General features: G+C 71.2%; 15 protein-coding genes. 1 reads left to right on the top strand and 14 read right to left on the bottom strand.

The genetic code is table 11. The annotated features are described in order from the left end of the window. Positions 1–2: 2 nt before the first annotated feature. The 4 genes from CFP66_RS18250 to CFP66_RS18235 form a co-directional block, all read right to left on the bottom strand. The gene (locus tag CFP66_RS18250; RefSeq protein ID WP_094925766.1) at positions 3–1,517 is read right to left on the bottom strand and encodes a hypothetical protein; all 1,515 of its coding nucleotides are present in this window, start codon (positions 1,515–1,517) and stop codon (positions 3–5) included. 33 nt (positions 1,518–1,550) lie between these two features. After that, a complete protein-coding gene (locus CFP66_RS18245; protein WP_094925764.1) occupies positions 1,551–2,756 on the bottom strand; it encodes a hypothetical protein in 1,206 nt (401 codons plus the stop codon). A gap of 148 nt (positions 2,757–2,904) precedes the next feature. Continuing rightward, positions 2,905–3,924, bottom strand: a complete 1,020-nt coding sequence (locus CFP66_RS18240) for a peptidyl-alpha-hydroxyglycine alpha-amidating lyase family protein (RefSeq protein WP_094925761.1) — start codon at positions 3,922–3,924, stop codon at positions 2,905–2,907. Beyond that, positions 3,921–5,168, bottom strand: coding sequence for an amidohydrolase family protein (locus tag CFP66_RS18235; RefSeq protein WP_094925759.1), 1,248 nt, complete (start codon positions 5,166–5,168; stop codon positions 3,921–3,923). The genes CFP66_RS18240 and CFP66_RS18235 overlap by 4 nt, the downstream gene beginning before the upstream one ends. A 200-nt stretch (positions 5,169–5,368) precedes the next feature. Between CFP66_RS18235 and CFP66_RS18230 the strand changes: the two genes are divergently transcribed. Then, complete coding sequence (locus CFP66_RS18230; protein WP_094925756.1) at positions 5,369–6,304, top strand: LysR substrate-binding domain-containing protein; 936 nt, start codon at positions 5,369–5,371, stop codon at positions 6,302–6,304. A 23-nt stretch (positions 6,305–6,327) separates the two neighbouring features. Here CFP66_RS18230 and CFP66_RS18225 read toward each other — a convergent pair whose 3' ends face one another. The 10 genes from CFP66_RS18225 to CFP66_RS18180 form a co-directional block, all read right to left on the bottom strand. After that, positions 6,328–7,896, bottom strand: a complete 1,569-nt coding sequence (locus tag CFP66_RS18225; protein ID WP_094925754.1) for an ABC transporter substrate-binding protein — start codon at positions 7,894–7,896, stop codon at positions 6,328–6,330. Next, on the bottom strand, positions 7,893–9,434 hold the full coding sequence (locus CFP66_RS18220; protein ID WP_094925751.1) for an ABC transporter substrate-binding protein: 1,542 nt from the start codon (positions 9,432–9,434) through the stop codon (positions 7,893–7,895). Before CFP66_RS18220 ends, CFP66_RS18225 begins: the two co-directional genes overlap by 4 nt. Next, positions 9,431–10,504 (bottom strand): ABC transporter ATP-binding protein, encoded by a 1,074-nt coding sequence (locus tag CFP66_RS18215; RefSeq protein WP_094925748.1) that lies wholly within the window; start codon positions 10,502–10,504, stop codon positions 9,431–9,433. Before CFP66_RS18215 ends, CFP66_RS18220 begins: the two co-directional genes overlap by 4 nt. Then, a complete protein-coding gene (locus CFP66_RS18210) occupies positions 10,501–11,526 on the bottom strand; it encodes an ABC transporter ATP-binding protein (protein ID WP_094926235.1) in 1,026 nt (341 codons plus the stop codon). Before CFP66_RS18210 ends, CFP66_RS18215 begins: the two co-directional genes overlap by 4 nt. Next, positions 11,523–12,419: an ABC transporter permease gene (locus CFP66_RS18205; protein ID WP_198961530.1), complete on the bottom strand. Its 897-nt coding sequence runs from the start codon at positions 12,417–12,419 to the stop codon at positions 11,523–11,525. Before CFP66_RS18205 ends, CFP66_RS18210 begins: the two co-directional genes overlap by 4 nt. Continuing rightward, positions 12,416–13,363, bottom strand: a complete 948-nt coding sequence (locus tag CFP66_RS18200) for an ABC transporter permease (RefSeq protein WP_094925745.1) — start codon at positions 13,361–13,363, stop codon at positions 12,416–12,418. The genes CFP66_RS18205 and CFP66_RS18200 overlap by 4 nt, the downstream gene beginning before the upstream one ends. Before the next feature lie 192 nt (positions 13,364–13,555). Beyond that, the gene (locus CFP66_RS18195; RefSeq protein WP_158228137.1) at positions 13,556–15,862 is read right to left on the bottom strand and encodes a CaiB/BaiF CoA-transferase family protein; all 2,307 of its coding nucleotides are present in this window, start codon (positions 15,860–15,862) and stop codon (positions 13,556–13,558) included. Between the two features lie 277 nt (positions 15,863–16,139). Beyond that, on the bottom strand, positions 16,140–16,967 hold the full coding sequence (locus tag CFP66_RS18190; RefSeq protein WP_094925739.1) for an IclR family transcriptional regulator: 828 nt from the start codon (positions 16,965–16,967) through the stop codon (positions 16,140–16,142). Then, on the bottom strand, positions 16,964–17,968 hold the full coding sequence (locus CFP66_RS18185) for a cyclase family protein (RefSeq protein ID WP_094925736.1): 1,005 nt from the start codon (positions 17,966–17,968) through the stop codon (positions 16,964–16,966). Before CFP66_RS18185 ends, CFP66_RS18190 begins: the two co-directional genes overlap by 4 nt. Positions 17,969–17,990: 22 nt before the next feature. Beyond that, on the bottom strand, positions 17,991–19,403 hold the full coding sequence (locus CFP66_RS18180; protein ID WP_094925733.1) for an MFS transporter: 1,413 nt from the start codon (positions 19,401–19,403) through the stop codon (positions 17,991–17,993). Positions 19,404–19,419 lie beyond the last annotated feature (16 nt).

The following is a 19,419-nucleotide window of genomic DNA, read 5'->3' as shown; positions in this document are numbered from 1 at the left end:
GCTCAGTCCCGCACCTGGGCGGTCATCGTCACGATGTTGCCGCCGCTGCGGTGCCGGAACCGCTCGTAAGCCACGTCGAAGCCGCGCCGGCGGCCCACGTGCGCAAGCAGCGGCCCGTTCACCCAGTTCACCACCGAGCCGTCGTACTTGCCGGGGCCGCGGAAATGCGTCCGGTAGCCCCCGATGTCGGTGACGAACAGGTCGTGGCAGACCAGGGTGCCGAACGGGTGCAGCAGCATCAGGCTGTCGACGAAGCTGGCCAGCGCCCCGTTGTTGACGTGCATCCGGACGTCGGCGCCCGACTCCAGCAGCGGGCGCAGCAGCTCTCCGCTCAGCGGGATCTGCCCGGCCCCGCCCGTCACGGGCGTGAGCGGGTAGGTGTCCAGCCCGAGCAGGGGGACGTAGCGCTCCTCCTGCCGCAACGCCGACCAGGTGCGCCGCCAGAACGCCACCGCGGAGTCGACGTCGGGGAACTGCGCCGGGGCGACCTCGGGAAGGAGCGCAGGCCCCAGCCGCAGCAGCTTCTGCACCAGCGCGGGCAGTTCCTCGGTGGTCGCCGCGACCGAGCCGGCCAGCTCCGCGGCCTCCGCGGCCGGCAGGTAGGCCCGCGTCTGCACGCAGTAGGTGCGGCCCCCGAGGTGGGCCACCTCGTCGGTGGGCAGGTTGTCGTAGACGTTCGAGACGTAGACCAGGAATACCTTGTACTGCAGGAACCCCAGCGACGTGCGGGGCCGGGTGGCGTCCAGCGCGAACGAGCTGACGTGCGCGATGTGCTCGGCCACCGTCTCGCGCGCCAGATCCAGGACGTGCTGGGAGTAGTCGCACATGAGGTAGTGCAGGCGCCGGTAGTAGCCGCGCCCGTGCTCCCGGTCGCGCTTGCGGAACTCGTCGAGGAACACCTTCGCCTGGCCGCCGTTGCCCACCCCGAGCTCGACCACGTAGAGCTCGTCGGGCAGCGCGTTGGACTCCGACAGCCGATCCCACACCGCGAACAGCCCGTCGATGAGTTCGTGCGCCGCCTCGCGGTTGCGGGCATCGCTCTCCCCGCCGGGGAGCGCCTGCTCGTACCCGCGCCCCGTCGCCTTCTCCCACAGCTCCAGCGCCGACCAGTAGAGCGCGTTGAAGTCCCAGACGATGCTCTCGCTCCCCCGCCCCCACCCCTCCAGCACCACGCGGTCGGGGGCACTGCGCAAGAGCGAGGCGGTCAGCTCCTTCAGGGCGACGTCATGGCTGCGCCGCACGTCGACGGCGACCTCGAGGTCGTCCTCGCGCACCCCCATCGGAACCGGGACCGCGCCGCCGGCACCGGCGGCCGACGGTGCCGAGTGCAGGATCGGGCGCAGGTCCACCACGTCGCGGAAGTTCTCGCGGTACTGCACCCAGTCCGACACCACGCGCACCTTCGCCAGGTCCACCGCGCCCTCGCCCAGCGCCTCCACGACGGGGACGAGCGAGGCCGTCAGGTCCACCGGCTGCGTACCGCGCAGGCGGGTGTGCGGTCGGAAGTCAACAAGCATCGGAGATCGCCCTTCGTGTGTCGTGCAGCAACCTCATGGCCAGAGCCGCGAGCTCGCGAGCGCGGCGCCCTCCCCGAGGGCGCGCAGCTTCGCCCAGACGATCTCCTCGTGACCGACCCGGGACCCGATGCCGCAGTCCGTGCCCGCCTGGACGTTCTCCCGCCCGAGCACGCTCGCGAAGTTCGCCAGCCGCTCCGCCACCAGCTCGGGGTGTTCCACGAGGTCCGTGGCGTGGCTGACCACCCCGGGCATGACCATCCGGCCCTCCGGGAGGGCGACGTCCTCCCAGACCCGCCACTCGTGAGCGTGCCGGACGTTGCCCGACTCGACGGCGTAGCACTGCGCGTTCACCCGCACCAGCAGGTCCACGACGTGGCGCAGCTCGATGTCCGTGGTGTGCGGGCGGTGCCCACTCCCCCAGCACGAGTGGAAGCGGACCTGCTCGACCGGGATGCCCTCGAGGGCGTGGTTGATCACCCGGACGGCCATCTCCAGGTAGCGGCGCAGGTCGGCGACCTCCCACTCCGGGTAGAACGTCCAGGTCGTCAGGAACTCCGGCTCGTCGACCTGGACGATCAGGCCCGCGTCGGTGATGGCCCGGTATTCCTCCCGGACCACCTCGGCCACCGCCATGAGGTACTCCTCCTCCGAGGAGTAGTGCTCGTTGACCGCCGAGGCGCCGAGGCTGAGCGGTCCGAGTGCGGCGATGAAGCCCTCGGTGTCACCGTCGCGGCCCTTCAGCGCGTGCTGCAGGGCGGTGATGTCCGACGCGATGGCGTCGTGCCCCACGTAGCGCACCGGCTCCACGCACACCCGCACGCTGTTGCTCTGCGGGACCGCGCCCGGTGTCGCGAAACCGGGGCGGACCGGGCCACCGGAGCCCGACATCCACAGGCCCGACCCGTAGACCCCGGGGAACTGGTGGCGGTCGCGCTCCGCGGTCCCCGCGCGCTTGGCCGGCGGGGCGGTGTCCCCGGTCCGCCGCTCCCAGCCGGTGACCCGCGCATGGATGTACCCCGCGTAGGCGCCCGCCGCGCCCGCCTTCACGTACTCGCCGTCGTTCAGGACGTCGACGCCGCTCTCGGCCTGGCGGTCGACGACCTCCTGCACGGCGTCGGCGAGCCGGCTCCGGACCGCCGGCTCGTCGCGTTCAGGCGTCGCGAGCATGGCGTTCAGGTCGGCGGGCAGCGGGAGGTTGCCGCCGTGCGAGGTCCGGATCCGTCCGTCGTTGCGCTTCATCGCTGGGTTCCTCCTCGTCGAGGCGCCGGGGCTTCCCGGCGCGCAGCACTGCCTGCCGGCGCAGCAGTCGCTGCCCGGTGGGTGGTTCCGGCTGGGGGCCGGCACGGTATGACGTCACGGTGTGGCGTCGCGGGGCGTCAGCCCCCGATCACGTGGTGCGGGTGAACTTCTGGAGCAGGTGTCCGGCCATGCTGTCGGGCACGCGACCGGGCTTGATCCCGAACGACCCCGTCACCTCCCCCACGTAGACCGAGCCGTGGGAGTCGACCGCGATGCCGTGCGGGGCGACGAAGTTGCCGAGCCCGTCCCGCATCACGGTCGAGGCGCCCCAGCGGGCCACCACCGTGCCGCGCGGGTCGAACACCGTCACCCGGCCCGGCAGGTCCACCGACGTCGTTCCGCGGGTGAACGACGCGTTGCCGCGGGGCCGCCAGAGCTCGGCGACGTAGATCAGGCCATCCCGGTCGACGGCCAGGTCGGTGGGCCGCTGGACGTCGGTCCACTCCGTCATGTACGTGCCGTCGAGGTCGAACACCTGGATGCGGTCGTTCTCCCGGTCGCCCACGAGGATGCGGCCGTCCGCGGTCGCGCAGATGCCGTGCGGGAGGCGGAACTCCCCGGGGCCGAACCCCACCGCGCCCCACGACCCGATCAGCTCCCCGTCCGCGGTGAACCGGTGCACGCGGCAGTTGCCGTACCCGTCGGACACGTACAGCTCGCCGGTGGGGGCGATCGCCAGGTTCGTGCACCCGTTGAAGGGCCCGGCGGCGCGCCGGACCGTCTCGTTCGCGTGCACGACGGCGCCGGGTCCGGGCCGGTACCCGGTGTCGGTGGCCGACCCGGGGGTGCCGATCGTCTGGATCAGTTCCCCGTCCGGGGTGAACCGGCGGATGCTGTGGTCGCCGCAGTCGACGCAGTACACGGTGCCGTCGGGGGCGAGGGTGAGCCCGTGCGGCGTGGTGAAGATCCCGTCGCCCCATGCCGCCCGGAAGCCGCCCGCGGAGTCGAGGACGAGCACTCCGTTGCGGTCCCGGGTGAGCAGGTAGACGTCGTCGTCGGCGGCGACGTCGACGGCCGCGACGTCGCGGTACGCGAACTCCGGCGGAACCTGCGCCCAGGTGTCGGACGCGGTGAACCGCAGGTCGCCTGCCGGTCGCTCGCCGGTCATCGCGCGACCTCCGCCGCGTCGGCGGGCAGCCAGCCCCACGGATGCGGGCCCCAGCCGGGCGCGACGAGCTCGCCGGCCCGCACCGTGGCGACGGGCACGATCCCGTACCCGCCCCCGAAGCTCGCCTTCGTGGTGTCGACGAAGCCGAAGTCGCCGCGCACCAGGTCGAGCACGGTGATGTCGGCCTCCCGGCCGACCGCGAGAGCCCCGATCTCGTCCTGCTTGCCGATGGCCGCGGCCGCGCGCCCGGTGGTCATCGCGACCACCTCCCGCAACGAGTAGCCGATGGCCATGAACTTCGCCATGCACTCGACGAGGCTCTGGAAGCTCTGCCCGCCGGCCGTCAGGTCGCTGCTGATCGTGTCGGGGTGCAGCCCGCGCTGCGCCTGCTCGGCGGCGATCGCGTAGCCGAAGTTCCCCAGCCCGAGGGCGGGGTCGAGCACCACTCCCCGGGCGCGGGCCTCGGTCAGCAGTGGCAGCGTCGCGCCGGCGTCGTCCATGACGCCACCGATGTTCGGTGTGCAGAGGTGGGTGAGGATGTCGCCCGGCTCGAGCGCCTCCAGCAGGTGGCGGGTGACCTCGCCCATCCGGTCCGGGCGTGGCCGCTCCGCCGCCCGGAAGTCTCCGATGTGCACCATGAGCGGCACACCGTGCTCCCGCGCGACCTTCTTGGACCGGTTGATCACTTCCTCGCCCGCCTCGGTGACGATGTCACCCACCAGCCGCAGCTTCACCCCCTCGACGAGCCCGGGGTTGTGCTCGACGCAGGAGGCGATGGCGCGATCGTCGATCTCGTCGAGGCTCGCCATGTCGGCCCACCCCGGCATGGTGTGCGCGTGGCTCCCGGCGTTGACGTAGACCACCACCCGGGTGCGTGCGCGCGGCAGGACGTGCACCGGGAACACCCCGAGGTTGGCGACACCGACCGAGCCGCAGTCCACGACCGTGGTGACGCCCGAGCGCACGCCGATCTCGTCGGGATCGCAGCAGCCCATCCCCACTCCGGCCGTGGTGGCGCCGTGCGCCACGTGCGTGTGGATGTCGATGAGGCCGGGCACCACGTACCGGTCGTCCCCGCGCATCTCGAGCACCCGCTTCGCCCCGGTCACGTCCAGATCGGGGCCGATCGCGCTGATCCGGCCTCCGGCGATGGCGATGTCCATCCGCCCGTCGAGGCCGGAACCGGGGTCGAGGACGTGCCCGTTGCGGATCAGGATGTCGCAGGACGTCGGCGGCGCTGTCATCGTTTCTCCAGCCTTTCCGAAAAGGAAGCCGACGGCTACCTCATCAGCTCGCTTGCTATTCAGTAGTTTACGACCAGGAAAGGGAGGCACCAGCGACGAGAACTGCACCAACCGTTGAGCTCCGGGAAACAGTTGAGCACCCGTTGACGGAACCGTGGCCGATCGCCGAGACTCCACGGGTGGATGGCAGGGATGCACCGATGCAGCTTCCGCCCCTCAACGCGCTGCGCAGCTTCGAGGCGGCAGGCAGGCTCGGGAGCATCCGGGCGGCGGCGGAGGAGCTGGTCGTCACCCCGGGTGCCGTCAGTCGCCAGGTCCGCGTGCTGGAGTCGTGGCTCGGTGTGTCGCTGTTCCGCCACGAGGGCCGCACCATCCAGCTCACCGACGTGGGCGCCCGCTACCTCGAGGCCACCTCGCGGCACCTGTCGGAGATCGCGAAGGCCACCGGCCAGGTCACGGGCCGCTGGCGCGGCGAGGAGACGCTGCAGGTGCGGTCCTTCACCCTCTTCGCGAGCAACTGGCTGGTCCCGCGGCTCGCCCGCTTCCACCGGAGCCAGCCGTGGGTCGAGCTGGAGCTGGTCACCTCCAGCCGGCCGGAGGACTTCGGGCAGTTCGACGTGGACGCGGAGATCCGGCCGAACAGCCACCTGCCCGGGGAGGAGTTCGACCTCGATCTGGTGGTCAGCGACGTGATCGTGCTGATCTGCAGTCCCGAGTTCAAGGACGAGTACCGCCTGAACGAGCCCGGCGACCTCCGCAGGGTGCCGAGCGACGGGTTCCTGCGCTCCGTCGCCTCCCCCCAGCTGTGGCAGAACTGGCTCCTCAGCACCGGCATCACGGGCATCGACGCCACCCGCGGGTCCCGGTTCAGCGACACCAGCCTGACCTACCGGGCAGCGGCGTCCGGCCAGGGCGTGGCGCTCGCGCCGCGGTCCTTCGTCGAGCCGGAGATCGCCGCGGGAACGCTCGTCATCCCATTCGACGCGCGCGGTCAGAATCTCGACTTCTACCTCCTCCACCCGGCCCACAGACCGCGCCGGCGCGCATTCTCGGTATTCCGCAACTGGCTGCTCGACGAGGCGCAACCCGCCGCGATCACGCCCACTCCCGCGCCCGCGGCGACCGAACTCGGCTGAACCGAGGGCCATCGCGGTACTGCTCATCGCGAGTCGACCGTGACGTCCGCCAGGTTCGCGTCGAACAGCGGCGGAACCTGCAGGCCGTGCACGTTGTCCCGGTGCGCGTAGAACGTGGTACGCGTGCAGATCGGGATCACCGGCGGACCGTCGTTCAGGATATCGGTCATGATCTTGTGCATCGGAGGCTTGCGGACCTCGAGATCGGGACTGGACGAGGACTCGGCGAGCAGCTCGGCCACCCCCGGCAGGTCGTAGCCGGACGGGTTGAACAGACCCCCCGGCAGGTAGAAGGTCTTGATGAACTCGCTCTGGTCCGGCCGCGCGGACTGGTAGGTCGAGAGGGTCGACTCGAACGAACCGTCCCGGCGTGAGGTCACGAACTGGACGTTCTCCATGGGCCGCACGGAGACCGTCACGCCGATCTCACCCAGCTGCGCCTGCAGGACCGAGGCGATCTGGGTCCAGGTCTGCATCGTGTTGGTCTGGATCTCGAACGAGAACCCGTTCGGAAACCCGGCCTCGGCCAACAACTGCTTCGCACGCTGCGGGTCGTACTGCGCCGCCGGCAGGTCGTCGATCCCCGGGGCGTACGCCCAGTCGTCGGGCCGGAACGGCTGCGCGCTCGGGACGCAGCCCTCGCCGAACACGTTCTGCACCAGCGCCGGACGATCCACTGCGAGCATCATCGCCTGGCGGACCTTCGGGTCGGCGAACTCGGCCTTGCCGGTGTTGACGATCAGACCGAAGAAGTCGGCCGTGGGCGCGCTGGTGATCGAAAGGTCTGCCGACCGCACCTCCGCGACCTGGCTCGGCTGGATGAAGGCGACGTCCACCTGCCCGGACCGCAGGGCCCGCACCCGGGCGCTCTCGTCGAGGAACACCGTGACGTCGATCCCGGACAGATCCACCTCGTCCCGGTTCCAGTAGCCGGCCCAACCGGTGAACGTCAGGTTGGAGCCGACGAAGCCGTCGAGAGTGAAGGGGCCGGTGCCTGCCGGGCTGGTCGACAGGTCGTCCTGCGACAGCGCCCGCGGACTGATGATCATGCCGGCCTCACCGGCCAGCGTTCCCAGGGTCGGGGCGCCGGCGTCGGACAGGTTCAACCGCACGTGCATGTCGTCGACGACCTCGACGCTCTCCACGTTCGACAGGTAGTTCGTGAAGTTGGTCGAACCGGCGAGCGCAGCGTCGAGGTTCGTCTTGACGGCCTCGGCGTTGAACGGCGCGCCGTCCTGGAACGTCACCCCACTGCGCAGCGTCAGGTCCAGCACCCGCATGTCGTCGGAGAACGTCCAGCTCTCGGCCAGCCCCGGCGCGAAGGTGCCGTCCGGAGCCCGGTTGACGAGCGCGTCGTAGAGCAGACCCACCCACATTGCGTCGTAGGGCGAGGACTTCCGCGGGTCGAGGGACGCGGGAACGGCGGCCGCGCCGATCGTCAACCGGGCCTGCCCGTCCCCGGCGCCGCCGGAACCCTCGGACGAGCCGCTGCTGCACGCGGCGAGCGAGACGGCGAGGAGCGACGTCAGCATCGCCGCGACGAGACGGGAAGGGCGCTGCCGGAACCGGATGCCGGTGGAGGTGCGGTTCATCGCGAATCGACCGTGACGTCCACCAGGTCCGAGTCGAACAACGGCGAGACCACCAGGCCGTGCACGTTGTCCCGGTGCGCGTAGAACGTGGTACGCGTGCAGATCGGGATCACCGGCGGACCGTCGTTCAGGATATCGGTCATGATCTTGTGCATCGGAGGCTTGCGGACCTCGACGTCGGGGCTGGACGAGGACTCGGCGAGCAGCTCGGCCACCCCCGGAAGGTCGTAGTCCGACGGGTTGAACAAGCCGCCCGGCAGGTAGAACGTCTTGACGAACTCGCTCTGGTCCGGCCGCGCGGACTGGTAGGTCGAGACCGTCGACTCGAACTCGCCGTCCCGGCGCGCGGTCACGAACTGGACGTTCTCCATCGGCCGCACGTTCACCGTCAGCCCGATCTCACCCCATTGCGCCTGCAGCACGGAGGCCATCTGGGTCCAGGTCTGCATCGTTCCGGTCTGCAGCTCGAACGAGAACCCGTTCGGGTACCCGGCCTCGGCCAGCAGCTGCTTGGCGCGCTGCGGGTCGTACTGCGCCGCCGGAAGGTCGTCGATGCCCGGGGCGTAGGCCCAGTCGTCGGGCCGGAACGGCTGCGCGCTCGGGACGCAGCCCTCGCCGAACAGGTTCTGGGAGATCGACGGCCGGTCCAGCGCGAGCATCATCGCCTGGCGGACCTTCGGGTCGGCGAACTCGGCCTTGCCGGTGTTGACGATCACGCCCCAGAAGTCGGCCGTCCCGGCGCTGGTGATCTCCAGGCCTGCGGCACGCACCTCCTCGAGCTGGTTCGGCTGGATGAACCCCACGTCGACCTGCCCGGACCGCAGCGCCCGCACCCGGGCGCTCTCGTCGATGTAGACCGTGACGTCGATCCCCGGCATCTTCACCGCGGCCTTGTTCCAGTAGCCGTCCCACTTGGTGAACTTCAGGTTGGATCCGACGAAGCTGTCGAGCGTGAAGGGGCCCGTGCCCGCCGGGCTGGTCGAGAGATCGTCCCGGGACAACGCCTGCGGGCTGATGATCATGCCGGCCTCGCCGGCCAACGTTCCCAGGGTCGGGGCGCCGGCCTCGGACAGGTTCAGCCGCACGTGCGTGTCGTCGACGACGTCGACGCTATCGACGTTCGCCAGGTAGTTCGTGAAGTTCGTGGCGCCGGTCTTGGCGGCGTCGAGGTTCGCCTTCACCGCCTCCGCGTTGAACGGGGCACCGTCGTGGAACGTCACCCCGCTGCGCAGGGTCAGGTCCAGCACGCGCATGTCGTCGGAGAACGTCCAGCTCTCGGCCAGACCCGGCGCGAAGGTGCCGTCCGGCTTCCGGTCCACGAGCGAGTCGTAGAGCAGACCCACCCACAACGCCTCGTACGGGGCGGACTTGCGCGGGTCGAGGGACGCGGGAATGGCAGCCGCGCCGATCGTCAACCGGGCCTGCCCGTCCCCCGCACCGCCGGAGCCCTCCGGCGAGCCGCTGCTGCACGCGGCGAGCGAGACGGCGAGGACGAACGCGAGCAGGGCGCCGAACACTCGGGGGAAGGAAGTTCTCATGTGGGGGTCCTCGGGGTCTCGACATCCGGCACGGGTACACCGGCACCGGAATGCAGCAGGCAGGCCACGCGGTGGCCGGGCCGGACCTCGGCCGGCACCGGGTCGATCGACGAGCACGAGGGCATCACCTCGCTGCAGCGGGTGCGGAAGCGGCAACCCGACGGCGGGTTCGCCGGGTTCGGCACGTCCCCGTGGAGCACGATGCGCCGGCGGGTGCGCTGGACCACCGGGTCGGGCACGGGCACCGCGGACAGCAGCGCCCGGGTGAAGGGGTGGAGGGGGTTGTTCACCACCTCGTGGGTCGGGCCCTCCTCGACGATGCGGCCGAGGTACATGACGGCGACGCGGTGGGCCAGGTGTTGCACCGTCGCGAAGTCGTGCGAGACCAGCAGGATCGACTGGCCCACGTCCTCCTGGAGGCCGAGCAGCAGGTTGAGGATCTCCGACCGCGTCGACAGGTCCAGTGCCGACGTGGGCTCGTCCGCGACCAGCAGCCACGGCTCCAGCGCGAGCGCGCGGGCGATGCAGACGCGCTGGCGCTGGCCGCCGGACAGCTGCTCCGGGTACCGGCGGGCGAGCCCCGGGTCGAGCCCGACCCGGGACAGCAGATCCTCGGCGGCGCCGAGCATCCCGGACCGCCGGATCCTGCGGTGCACGACCAGCGGCTCGGCGACGGCGTGCCCGACCGACTTCGTCGGGTCCAGCGACCCGAAGGGATCCTGGAAGACCACCTGCAGCCGCGTCCGCAGCGCCGACATGGCCTTGCCCCGCAGCCGGGTGACGTCCTGGCCGTCGAGCACCACCGAGCCGGAGTCCGGCCGCTCCAGCAGCGAGACCAGCCTGCCGAGCGTGGACTTGCCCGATCCGGACTCGCCGACGACGCCCACCGTGGTGCCGGCCGTGACGTCGATGTCCACGCCGTCGACCGCACGGACGTGCGTGGTCGGGCGGCCGAGGGCGTTCCGGGACAGCGGGAAGGACTTGGAGAGCCCGCGTGCCGTGAGCGAACCGCTGCCCGTGACGGGCACCTGCAGCTCGTCCCTCCTGGCCTTCTCACCGGTGCCGGTCATCGGGCCCTCCCTTCGGGAAGAACGAGGTCTCCGTCGGCGATGCGGGCGCACCGGGTGTACCGGCCGTCCTGGAGGGAGGCCTCGTGCTGCGGGACGGAGCACCGGTCGTGCCCGCCGTGTGCGCACCGCGGCTCGAACCGGCACCCCGTGGGGAACTGGCCGGCCGCCGGGACCCGGCCCTGGATGACCGGGAGGACGGTGCGCGGCCGCCCGGTGTGCGGGACGGCGTCGAGGAGCGCCCTGGTGTAGGGGTGAGCGGGCTCCCCGAAGAGCCGCTCGACGTCGGAACGCTCGACGACGGACCCGGCGTACATCGCCACCACGCGGTCGCAGAAGTCGGCGACGACGCCGAGGTCGTGCGTGACGAGCAGGACGGCGATCCCCTGCTCCCGCCGCAGGTCCCGCAGGAGCTCGAGGATCTCGGCCTGGATCGTGACGTCGAGCGCGGTCGTCGGCTCGTCGGCCAGCACCAGCTCCGGGTCGCACGCGATCGCCGAGGCGATCATCACCCGCTGCTGCATCCCGCCGCTGAGCTCGTGCGGGTAGGACGCCAGCCGCTTCTCGGCGTCGGGGATGCCGACCCGGTCGAGCAGCTCACGCGCCCGCCGCAGGGCCACCTTCCGGTTCTCCCGGAAATGCAGCCGCCGGACCTCCGCGATCTGGTCGCCCACCCGCATCGTCGGGTTCAGGCTGCTCATCGGCTCCTGGAAGATCGCGCCGATCGACCGGCCGCGCACCGAGCGCATCTCGCGCTCGCTGCAGGCGAGCAGGTCCCGGCCCTGGAAGCGGATGCTCCCGCCCGTCACCGTGAACCCGCCGGGGAGCAGGCCGAGCACGGCCATCGCCGTCATCGTCTTGCCGCACCCGGACTCACCGATGAGCGCCACGGACTCGCCGCCGTGGACCGCGAACGTCACGTCCTGCACCAGGCCCTGCTGGCCCCCGTGCCCGGTGAGGTCGATCGTCAGCCCGTCCACCGCCAGCAGCGGGTCACCCGCCCCGCGTGTCACCTCGGGGCTCATCGACGCCACCTCGCGGACATGACGTCGCGGATCGTGTCGCCGAGGGTGTTGAACGCGAGCACCGTGAGGACCACGGCGATGCCGGGTGGCAGGACCGCCAGCGGCGCCCTGAACTGGTTGTCGTAGGCCGTGCGCAGCATCGAGCCCCAGCTGGAGTCGGGCGGCTGGACGCCGAGGCCGAGGAAGCTCAGGCCGGCCTCGGCCAGCAGCGCGAGCCCCATCAGGATCGTGGCCTGCACCAGCAGCGGAGCCGCCACGTTGGGCAGGATGTGGACCCAGAGGATCCGGTTCGTCGAGGAGCCGATCGCCCGTGCCGAGTCGATGTAGGGCTCCTCCGCCACGGACATCGCCGCGCTCCGGACGACCCGGAACAGGCTCGGGGTGAACACGACGCCGAGCGCGACCATCACGTTCACCAGCCCGGGCCCGACGACCGCCACGATCGCGAGCGCGAACGCCATGCCGGGCAGGCTCAGCAGCGTGTCGGCGATCCGGCTCAGCACCGTGTCGGCGACGCCGCGGCGCAGACCGGCCCACAGCCCGCTCGGCACCCCGAGTACGAGCGCCACGCCGACCGAGATCAGGGGGGCGAGCAGCGCGAGCCGGATCGCGTGCAGCAGCCGGCTCGCGACGTCGCGGCCCAGCTCGTCGCCACCGAGCAGGTGCTCCGCGGAGTAGGGCGCGAACGCGGCCGACAGGTTCTGCTCGTTCGGGTCCTGGGGCGAGATCCACGGCGCCAGCGCCGCGAGCACGACCAGCAGGAGGACGAAGGACAGCGCCACGAGGCTGGAGGGCCTTCGCAGGAGTGTGCGGATCGCGCGGGCCCACCGTCCCGGATCTGCCGGGACGGCCGGCGGGTCCACGACCCGCCCGGGTGTCATCTCTGCGGTCATGCGGTACGCACCTTCGGGTTCAGCCACCCGTACAGCCCGTCGACGAGCAGGTTGACGGCGACGACGATGGCGGCGGCGAACAGGACATAGCCCTGCAGGACCGGGAAGTCGCGCTGGAGGATCGAATTGATCGTGAGAGTGCCGAGGCCCTGGATGCCGCACACGAGCTCGATGATGATCGCCCCGCCGAGCAGGCGACCGGCCTGGAGCCCGAGGACCGTCACGACGGGGATCGCCGCGTTGCGCAGGATGTGGTGGCGGACCAGCCAGAACGAGCCGGAACCGCGTGCCCGGGCCGTGCGGATGTAGGGCCGGGACAGGACGTCGGCCACGCAGCCGCGGGCGTGGCGGGCGAGCTCGGCACCGGTCGCCAGTCCGAGTGCGGTGGCCGGGATGATCGCGTGTTGCAACCAGAGGTCGACGCCCTCGGAAAGAGGCTCGTAGCCCGTGGCCGGCAGCCACGGGTTCACCAGGGCGAACATCAGGATGAGCAGCATCCCGACCCAGAAGCCCGGCATCGCGATGCCCACGGTCGCGAGCGTCGACACCGCCCGGTCCAACCAGCTGCCCTGTCGCAGACCCGCCACGATGCCGGCCGGCACGCCGAGGCCGACGGCGATGACCAGTGCGAGCAACGTGATCGACAGCGTGGCCGGCGCGGAGCGCAGGATCGCTTCCGTCACCGGCTCACCGGTGAACAGGGAGCTCCCCATGTCGCCCTGCAGCACGTTGCCGAACCAGGTCGTGTACTGCTCGATGATCGGCCGGTCGAGTCCCAGCTGCTGGCGGATGGCCGCGACGGTCTCCGGCGTCGCGGAGTCGCCCGCGGCGATCTCGGCCGGGTCGCCGGGTACGAGCTGGATCAGGCCGAAGGTCAGCACCGACACCAGCCACAACACGATCAGCCCCCCGAGGAGGCGAGAGAGGATCGACGAGACTTTCATCGTTTACGCCACTCCACTACGTCGACAACGTCGTACGACTGGTCGTGCCCGGACCTCCGCCATGGATGGCGGCACGGAACGGTTCCTGGCGTCGGCCGGATCGGCGACCGTCACCCGTTCCTCAGCACGACCTCCCCCACCGCGTGACCGGGCCACCCACCTGCACGGACCCGGCTGCGCGCACGCCGGCGGTCACTCCCATCCACCGGGCAGGCCGGCGGTCTGGACCGCCCAGCGGCGCTCCAGGGACTCCACGGCGCTGCCGAGGCCCGCCGTCTCGAGCACCCGGACGGCATCGGCACCGGGCTGGCGCACGGGGGCACCGATCCGCGGCGGGGTGGCGGTCATGGCGATCGCGAGGCCCGGCATCGTCACCTCGCCGACCTCCTCGGAGGCCTGTGTGACGCTCAGCTGCCGGCCACGCACCAGCGCGTCCTCCATGAGGGCGGCGAGGCCGACGACCTCGTGCGCGCCCACGCCTGCGCCGCGCAAGGACTCGACCCACACGCCCGCCTGCCGCTGCGCGAACGACGCCTCGAGCTGCGCCTCGACGTCCTCGAGCGATCCGCGGTGCGGGCCGCCGAGGCCGGCGACCTGCGTGACGCGGTCGAGGTCGTCCTCGCCGGCGCCGAGGAAGAACCACCCGTCGCTCGCCCGGTAGAACCGCATCAGTGGGCCCTCGCCCAGCGCGCCGGGCCCGGCGGGTTCGGTCCCGTGCACGGCGTCCTCGTGGTCGAGCAGGTGGGCCGCCTGGTGATAGGTCCCGGTCTGCGCCAGCGAGGTGCGCAACCGCAGCCCGCGGCCCGTCACCGCATGGTGGTAGATCCCCAGCGCGGCGGCGAACACCGTGAGGACCCCGGTGCCGTAGTCCAGCAGGTTGTAGGGACCGAGCACCGCGGGCCGCCCGCCCGGCCCACCCGCGCGAGCCATGATCCCGGTGACGGCCTGGCCCTGGGTCTCGTAGCCCCGCCCGTGGGTCCACGGGCCGATCCCGCCGTAGGAACTGACCGAGACGTGCACGATGTCGGGCTTGCGGGCGCGCACGTTCTCGTACCCGATGCCGTAGCGCTCGGCGGTGCCGGGCGGAAAGTTCTGCACGATGACATCGGCGTCCTCGACGAGCTTCCAGAAGACCGCTTGACCTGCCGGGTTCTCCACGTCGAGCAGGATCGTCTGCTTGCCCCGGTTGACGACGCCGTGTGCGGCGATGCGCCGCTGGGGAGCGTTGATCTTGATGACCTCGGCGCCGAGCTCGCCCAGTAGCCGCCCCGAGGTCGGCCCGGCGAGGATCTGGGTGAGATCGAGGACCCGCAGGCCGCTCATCGGGAGGTCCCGTCGTCCCGCCACGGTCGCGGGTGCTCCACCCGCGGCCTCCTCCCTGAGTTCGCGCAGGACGTCGGCGCGGTCGGCGTCCGGGAGATGGCGTGGCCGCAGCGGATGGTCCAGGCCGTTCTCGTCCTGGTCGTCACCGGCGTGCAGGGGCACTCCCGCCATCCACGTCGGGCCGAGGCGGGGATCGTCGAGCCGGGTGATCATCCCGGATGCGCGCGCGTGCGGCGTGGCGAGCCATTCCTCGCTGGTCCGGATCCGGGCGAGGGGCACTCCGGCCGAACGCCCGAGCTCTTCCCACTCCGACGCGGTGCGGGTGGCGAAGAGCTCGGTCAGCCGCTTGCGGAGCACGACGCCGTTCTCCTCGCCGTTCTCCTCGCCGGCCGCTGTCCACTCCGGCCGTCCGGCTTCCTGCAGGAACCAGGTGAGGAACCGGGGGGTCGCGCCGATCGGGTTGAACTGCACGTAGCGGCCGTCGGCACAGGCGTAGGTGCCGCTCCCGTGCTGTGCGAGAGGGAGTTGCGGGGAGAGCCCGCGTTCCGTCACGTACGCGCCTGCTGCGCCGATCGCCTCGAACATCGCGTCGAACAGCGGGACGGAGACCCGCTGTCCCAGGCCCGAGCGGTGGCGCTCGGTCAGCGCGCCGACCACCCCGACCGCGCCCAGGAACGCGGCGAAGTCGGACGCGACCGGGACGCTGCTGTAGGTCGGGACGCTGTCGTCCCAACCGTCCGGGGCCTCACCGACGCGGACGTGGCAGTTGCCGGTGGCCGCATCGACCAGGCCCTCCCACGCGGGCAGGCCGGCCCGCGGGTCCTCGGGTGCGAAGCCCGGCAGCGAGAGGTACACGAGCCGTGGCGCGGCCTCCCGGAGGTGCTCCCAGCCCAGTCCGAACCGGTCCATCACGCCCGGGCGGAAGTTCTCGACCAGCACGTCGGCCCGGACCGCGAGGCGGCGGGCGACGTCGAGGTCGGCCGGATCGGCCAGGTCGAGCGTGATACGCCGCTTGCCGCGGTTGTAGAAGGCGTCGGCAGGCTCGTCCGACCCCGGCGCGCCGGGCCGGTCGACGTGGATGACGTCGGCGCCCTGGTCCGCGAGCATCACGGCCACGAGCGGCCCGGCCACGTGATGACCGAAGTCGACGACCCGGATGCCCTCGAGTGGTCGCACCGAGCTTTTCGTGGAAATCCCTGTTTGCACGTTCCGCGACAATTGCAAGCCTCCGTCAACGCTGACCGGCCGAATCGGCAGTGCCCAGAAAAGAGCTGGTGCGCGCACTGGCCGGACGCCGCGGAAGCGATGTTCACACGAATGCGACCCGGCCAGCGATCTCACCGAAGCATACGGTGCGGCGGCCGTCGCGAAGACGACGAGAACGGTGCCAACCGTTGACCAGAAGGCAACAGCGACCGCCCGCTGGTGGGCCGTCCGGACCACCGACCTGCCACTACGACGCCTCCACGGGGTGCGTGACGTCGTCGGCGTCCGCGTCGACGTCGGCGGGGATCAGCGCCCGCCAGACGTCGGCTCCGCCCATGTCCGACGTGATCCGGAACGCCGCGCGGCGCAGTTCCCTGGCGGTCGTGGCGTCGAACGGCAGCGTGCCGACCACCGCGACGGTGGCGGCGATGTCGTGATCGTCGAACACCGGCGCGGCGATTATGGACATGCCGATCGGGGCGTGCGCGCGGGCCAGGCCGAGTTCGCCCGCGGCGGTCACCTCGGCCTCGACGCGGCGCCGCTCGACCGGGTCGAGGCTCTCCCAGTACTTCGAGACCACGTCGTGGTCGGCGGAGAAGCGCAGGAACAGGTGGCCCTGCGCCGAGTCCATGTCGAGCGTGGTGCCGACCCGCACCGTGATCAGGATCGGGTTCGTGCCGATCTCGCTGACCGAGGACACGACAGGGCCTGCCGATCCCCAGAGCGAGAGCACCACGGTCAACCCGGTCTCGCGGGAGAGGCGGCGCATGTGGCTCGGCGCCAGGTCGAGAACCCGGCGCTGACCCTGCGCCACCGCGCCCAGTTGCAGCACGAGCCGCCCGGGTTCGTAGGCGGTGTGCTCCTCGCGCGAGCGTTCCAGGACGCCGGCCAGCACCAATGAGCCGAAGTAGCGGCTGACGGTGCTCCGGTTCATCCCGAGTAGGGACGCCGCCTCGGCCACCGTCAGCCGGGGCCGGTTGACGGTGAACAGGGCCAGCAGTTGCCCGACCCGCTGCACCGCCTGGATCTCCCCGGTGCTGCCCGAGCGGTCGGCACCCACGCGGTCGGCACTCATTTGATGGCGATGGCGTTGGGCGGTGACCCGACCCCGCCCACCAGGTTCAGCGGCTTCGCCGTGACCATGAACTCGTAGATGCCGTCGGCGGCGCAGTCCGCCGCGAGCTCGTCGAGCTTCCACAGCTCGCCGATGATCATGCCGAGCAGGGCGATCAGCGGGCGGTGCATCATCCCGTTGTGCGACGGGCCGCGCGGTGGCGGCGGCTCGTCCGGGTCGACCCAGCCCGACGACGGGTTCACCGGGAAGGACTCCAGGCCACCGTTGTCGGACGCGATCAGGGCGATCCGGCGGTCCCACAGCCAGGCGAGCATGTCATCGGACTGGTCGAGGCCCGTCCCGCCGCCGCCCCGCTCGGCACGCTGCTCGGGGGTGAGCTCCACCCAGGCCTCGGCGTAACCGGTGCGGAGGAGCACGATGTCGCCGGGGCGGATCGTCACGCCGCAGTGTTCGGCGATGCGGTCCAGGTCGCCGGGTGTGAACCTGGTCATCGTGGCGAACTCCAGTGGATCGCCGATGCTCTCGTGGTAGGCCACGGCGTCGAGCAGGACCCCGCGTCCGGCGATGGCCTTCTCGGCCAGCAGCTGGATGCCCAGGTCGGGCCTGCCCACCTCGACCGCGTCGTCGGCGACCCCGCCGTAGAAGCCGTGGCGGGGATGGCGGATGTGGCGCAGGCCGTCCACCTGGGACGTCGACTGCAGGTAGAACGAGTCGACCCAGTCGTCGCGGTGGTTGGGGTTGTTGGCGAAGATGTGGTGCTCGGTGGGCGGGCGCGTGCCGGCCAGGCTGGGCACGAACGTGTTGAGCGGGTAGTCGAGGTTGAACGTCGTGCCCCGCCGCACCAGCCCGGCCGCGGCCGCGGTGCCCTCCTCGGTCAGGAAGTTGAGCGTGCCGAGCTGGTCGTGCGGGCCGAACACCCCCCACGACGACCCCGGTGGGGCGTCCACCCGCCGGGTCAGCTCCTCGTAGGTGGGTACGACGCTACGGCCGGCGGACATCATCTCTGCTCCTTCGCTGCGGATCTCAGGTGCCCGTTGCCACGGACGGCGTCGCACCGAGCGACGGCGGCCCGTCCTCCCGGTCCGCGTCCGAGCCCGCCGTGCGCAGGTCGATCCCCCGCGTCTCGGGGCCGCTCGCAGTGGCCACGAGGATGAGGACGGCGCCGAAGACGGCCAGGATGCCCGCGGTGTAGACGAACGGTACGAGAGCACCGAGCCAGATCATGTAGTACGAGAAGAACGACGGGATGATGACCGCGGTACCGTAGGCCACGCCCCATCCCGTCGATCGCACGGTGGTCGCGAACCGCTCGTTGATGTAAGCGGGCAGCACGCCGAGCGGGGCGACGGTGACGAGGTGCGCGGCGAGCGCGAGCAGGGTCAGGTTCCACCACCCCTCCACCGCGCCCGAGCCGAGCAGGGTAATCACCACGGGGTACACCACCACCGTGAGCGCCGTGGCAAGGTACAACGCCCGCTTCCGGCCGATGTGGTCGCTCAGCCATCCGAAGAAGACGTAGGACACCATGGCGGCCGAGGTGACCAGTTGCGTGTTGGCCAGGTCCGCGGGCGTGTAGCCCTCGTTCCCGAGCAGGAACTGGGGGATCACGCTGCCGGTCAGGTTCACGACGAAGAAGACGCCCATCATGATCACCCACGCCTGGACGAACGCCCGGCCCGCCTTGCCCCGCAGGATCATCAGCACCGGCGACTTCGCCCGCGCGCCGACCTCGGCGACCGCTTCCTTCTGGATCGCCGACTCCTCGACCTTGCGGCGCAGGAACCAGGCCACCAGGAAGGACAGGACGAAGCCGAGGATGAACGGCAGGCGCCACCCCCACTGCACGTACGGCGAGTCGAGCCCCCCACTGGGTGCCACGAGCAGGGTCAGCACCATGGCGATCGCCACGAGCAGCGGCCCGCCGCTGGCGGAGCACTGGATCAGCGCGCCGATCAGACCGCGGCGGCGCGGCGGCGCGTACTCGAGCGCCATCGGGGTGGCCGCCGTGTACTCGCCGCCCAGGAAGATCCCCTCCACGAAACGGAGCGCCAGCAGCAGGGTCGTCGCCGGAACCGCCCCGATCAGTTCGGCACCGGGGAGGCAGGCGATCAGCAGCGAGATCCCGCCGAACCCGAAGATCGTGATGGACCCGATGCGCCGGCGACCCAGCCGGTCCGCGAAGTGCCCGAAGATCAGACCACCGAGCGGCCGCCCGAGCAGGGTCGCCGCGAGCGTCATCCCGGCGAACACCGACTTGGTCTCCGGGGACATGTCGCCCTGGAAGTAGATGAGTGCGGGCAGGAGCACCGTCGACGCGATGTAGATCGAGTACGAGTCGACGGCGAAACCGGCCCAGGCACTCAGGATCGCGCGCCTCCGCTGGATCCGGAAGGCGGGGTCCGTCACCTCGGCCGGGCCGGAGGTGCTCATCGACATGACGAATCTCCTTCAA

Origin of the sequence: Pseudonocardia sp. MH-G8 (assembly GCF_002262885.1) — a bacterium.
Lineage (GTDB): Bacteria > Actinomycetota > Actinomycetes > Mycobacteriales > Pseudonocardiaceae > Pseudonocardia.
The sequence above is the reverse complement of the archived record's forward strand: the minus strand, read 5'-3'. Positions and strand labels throughout refer to the sequence as shown.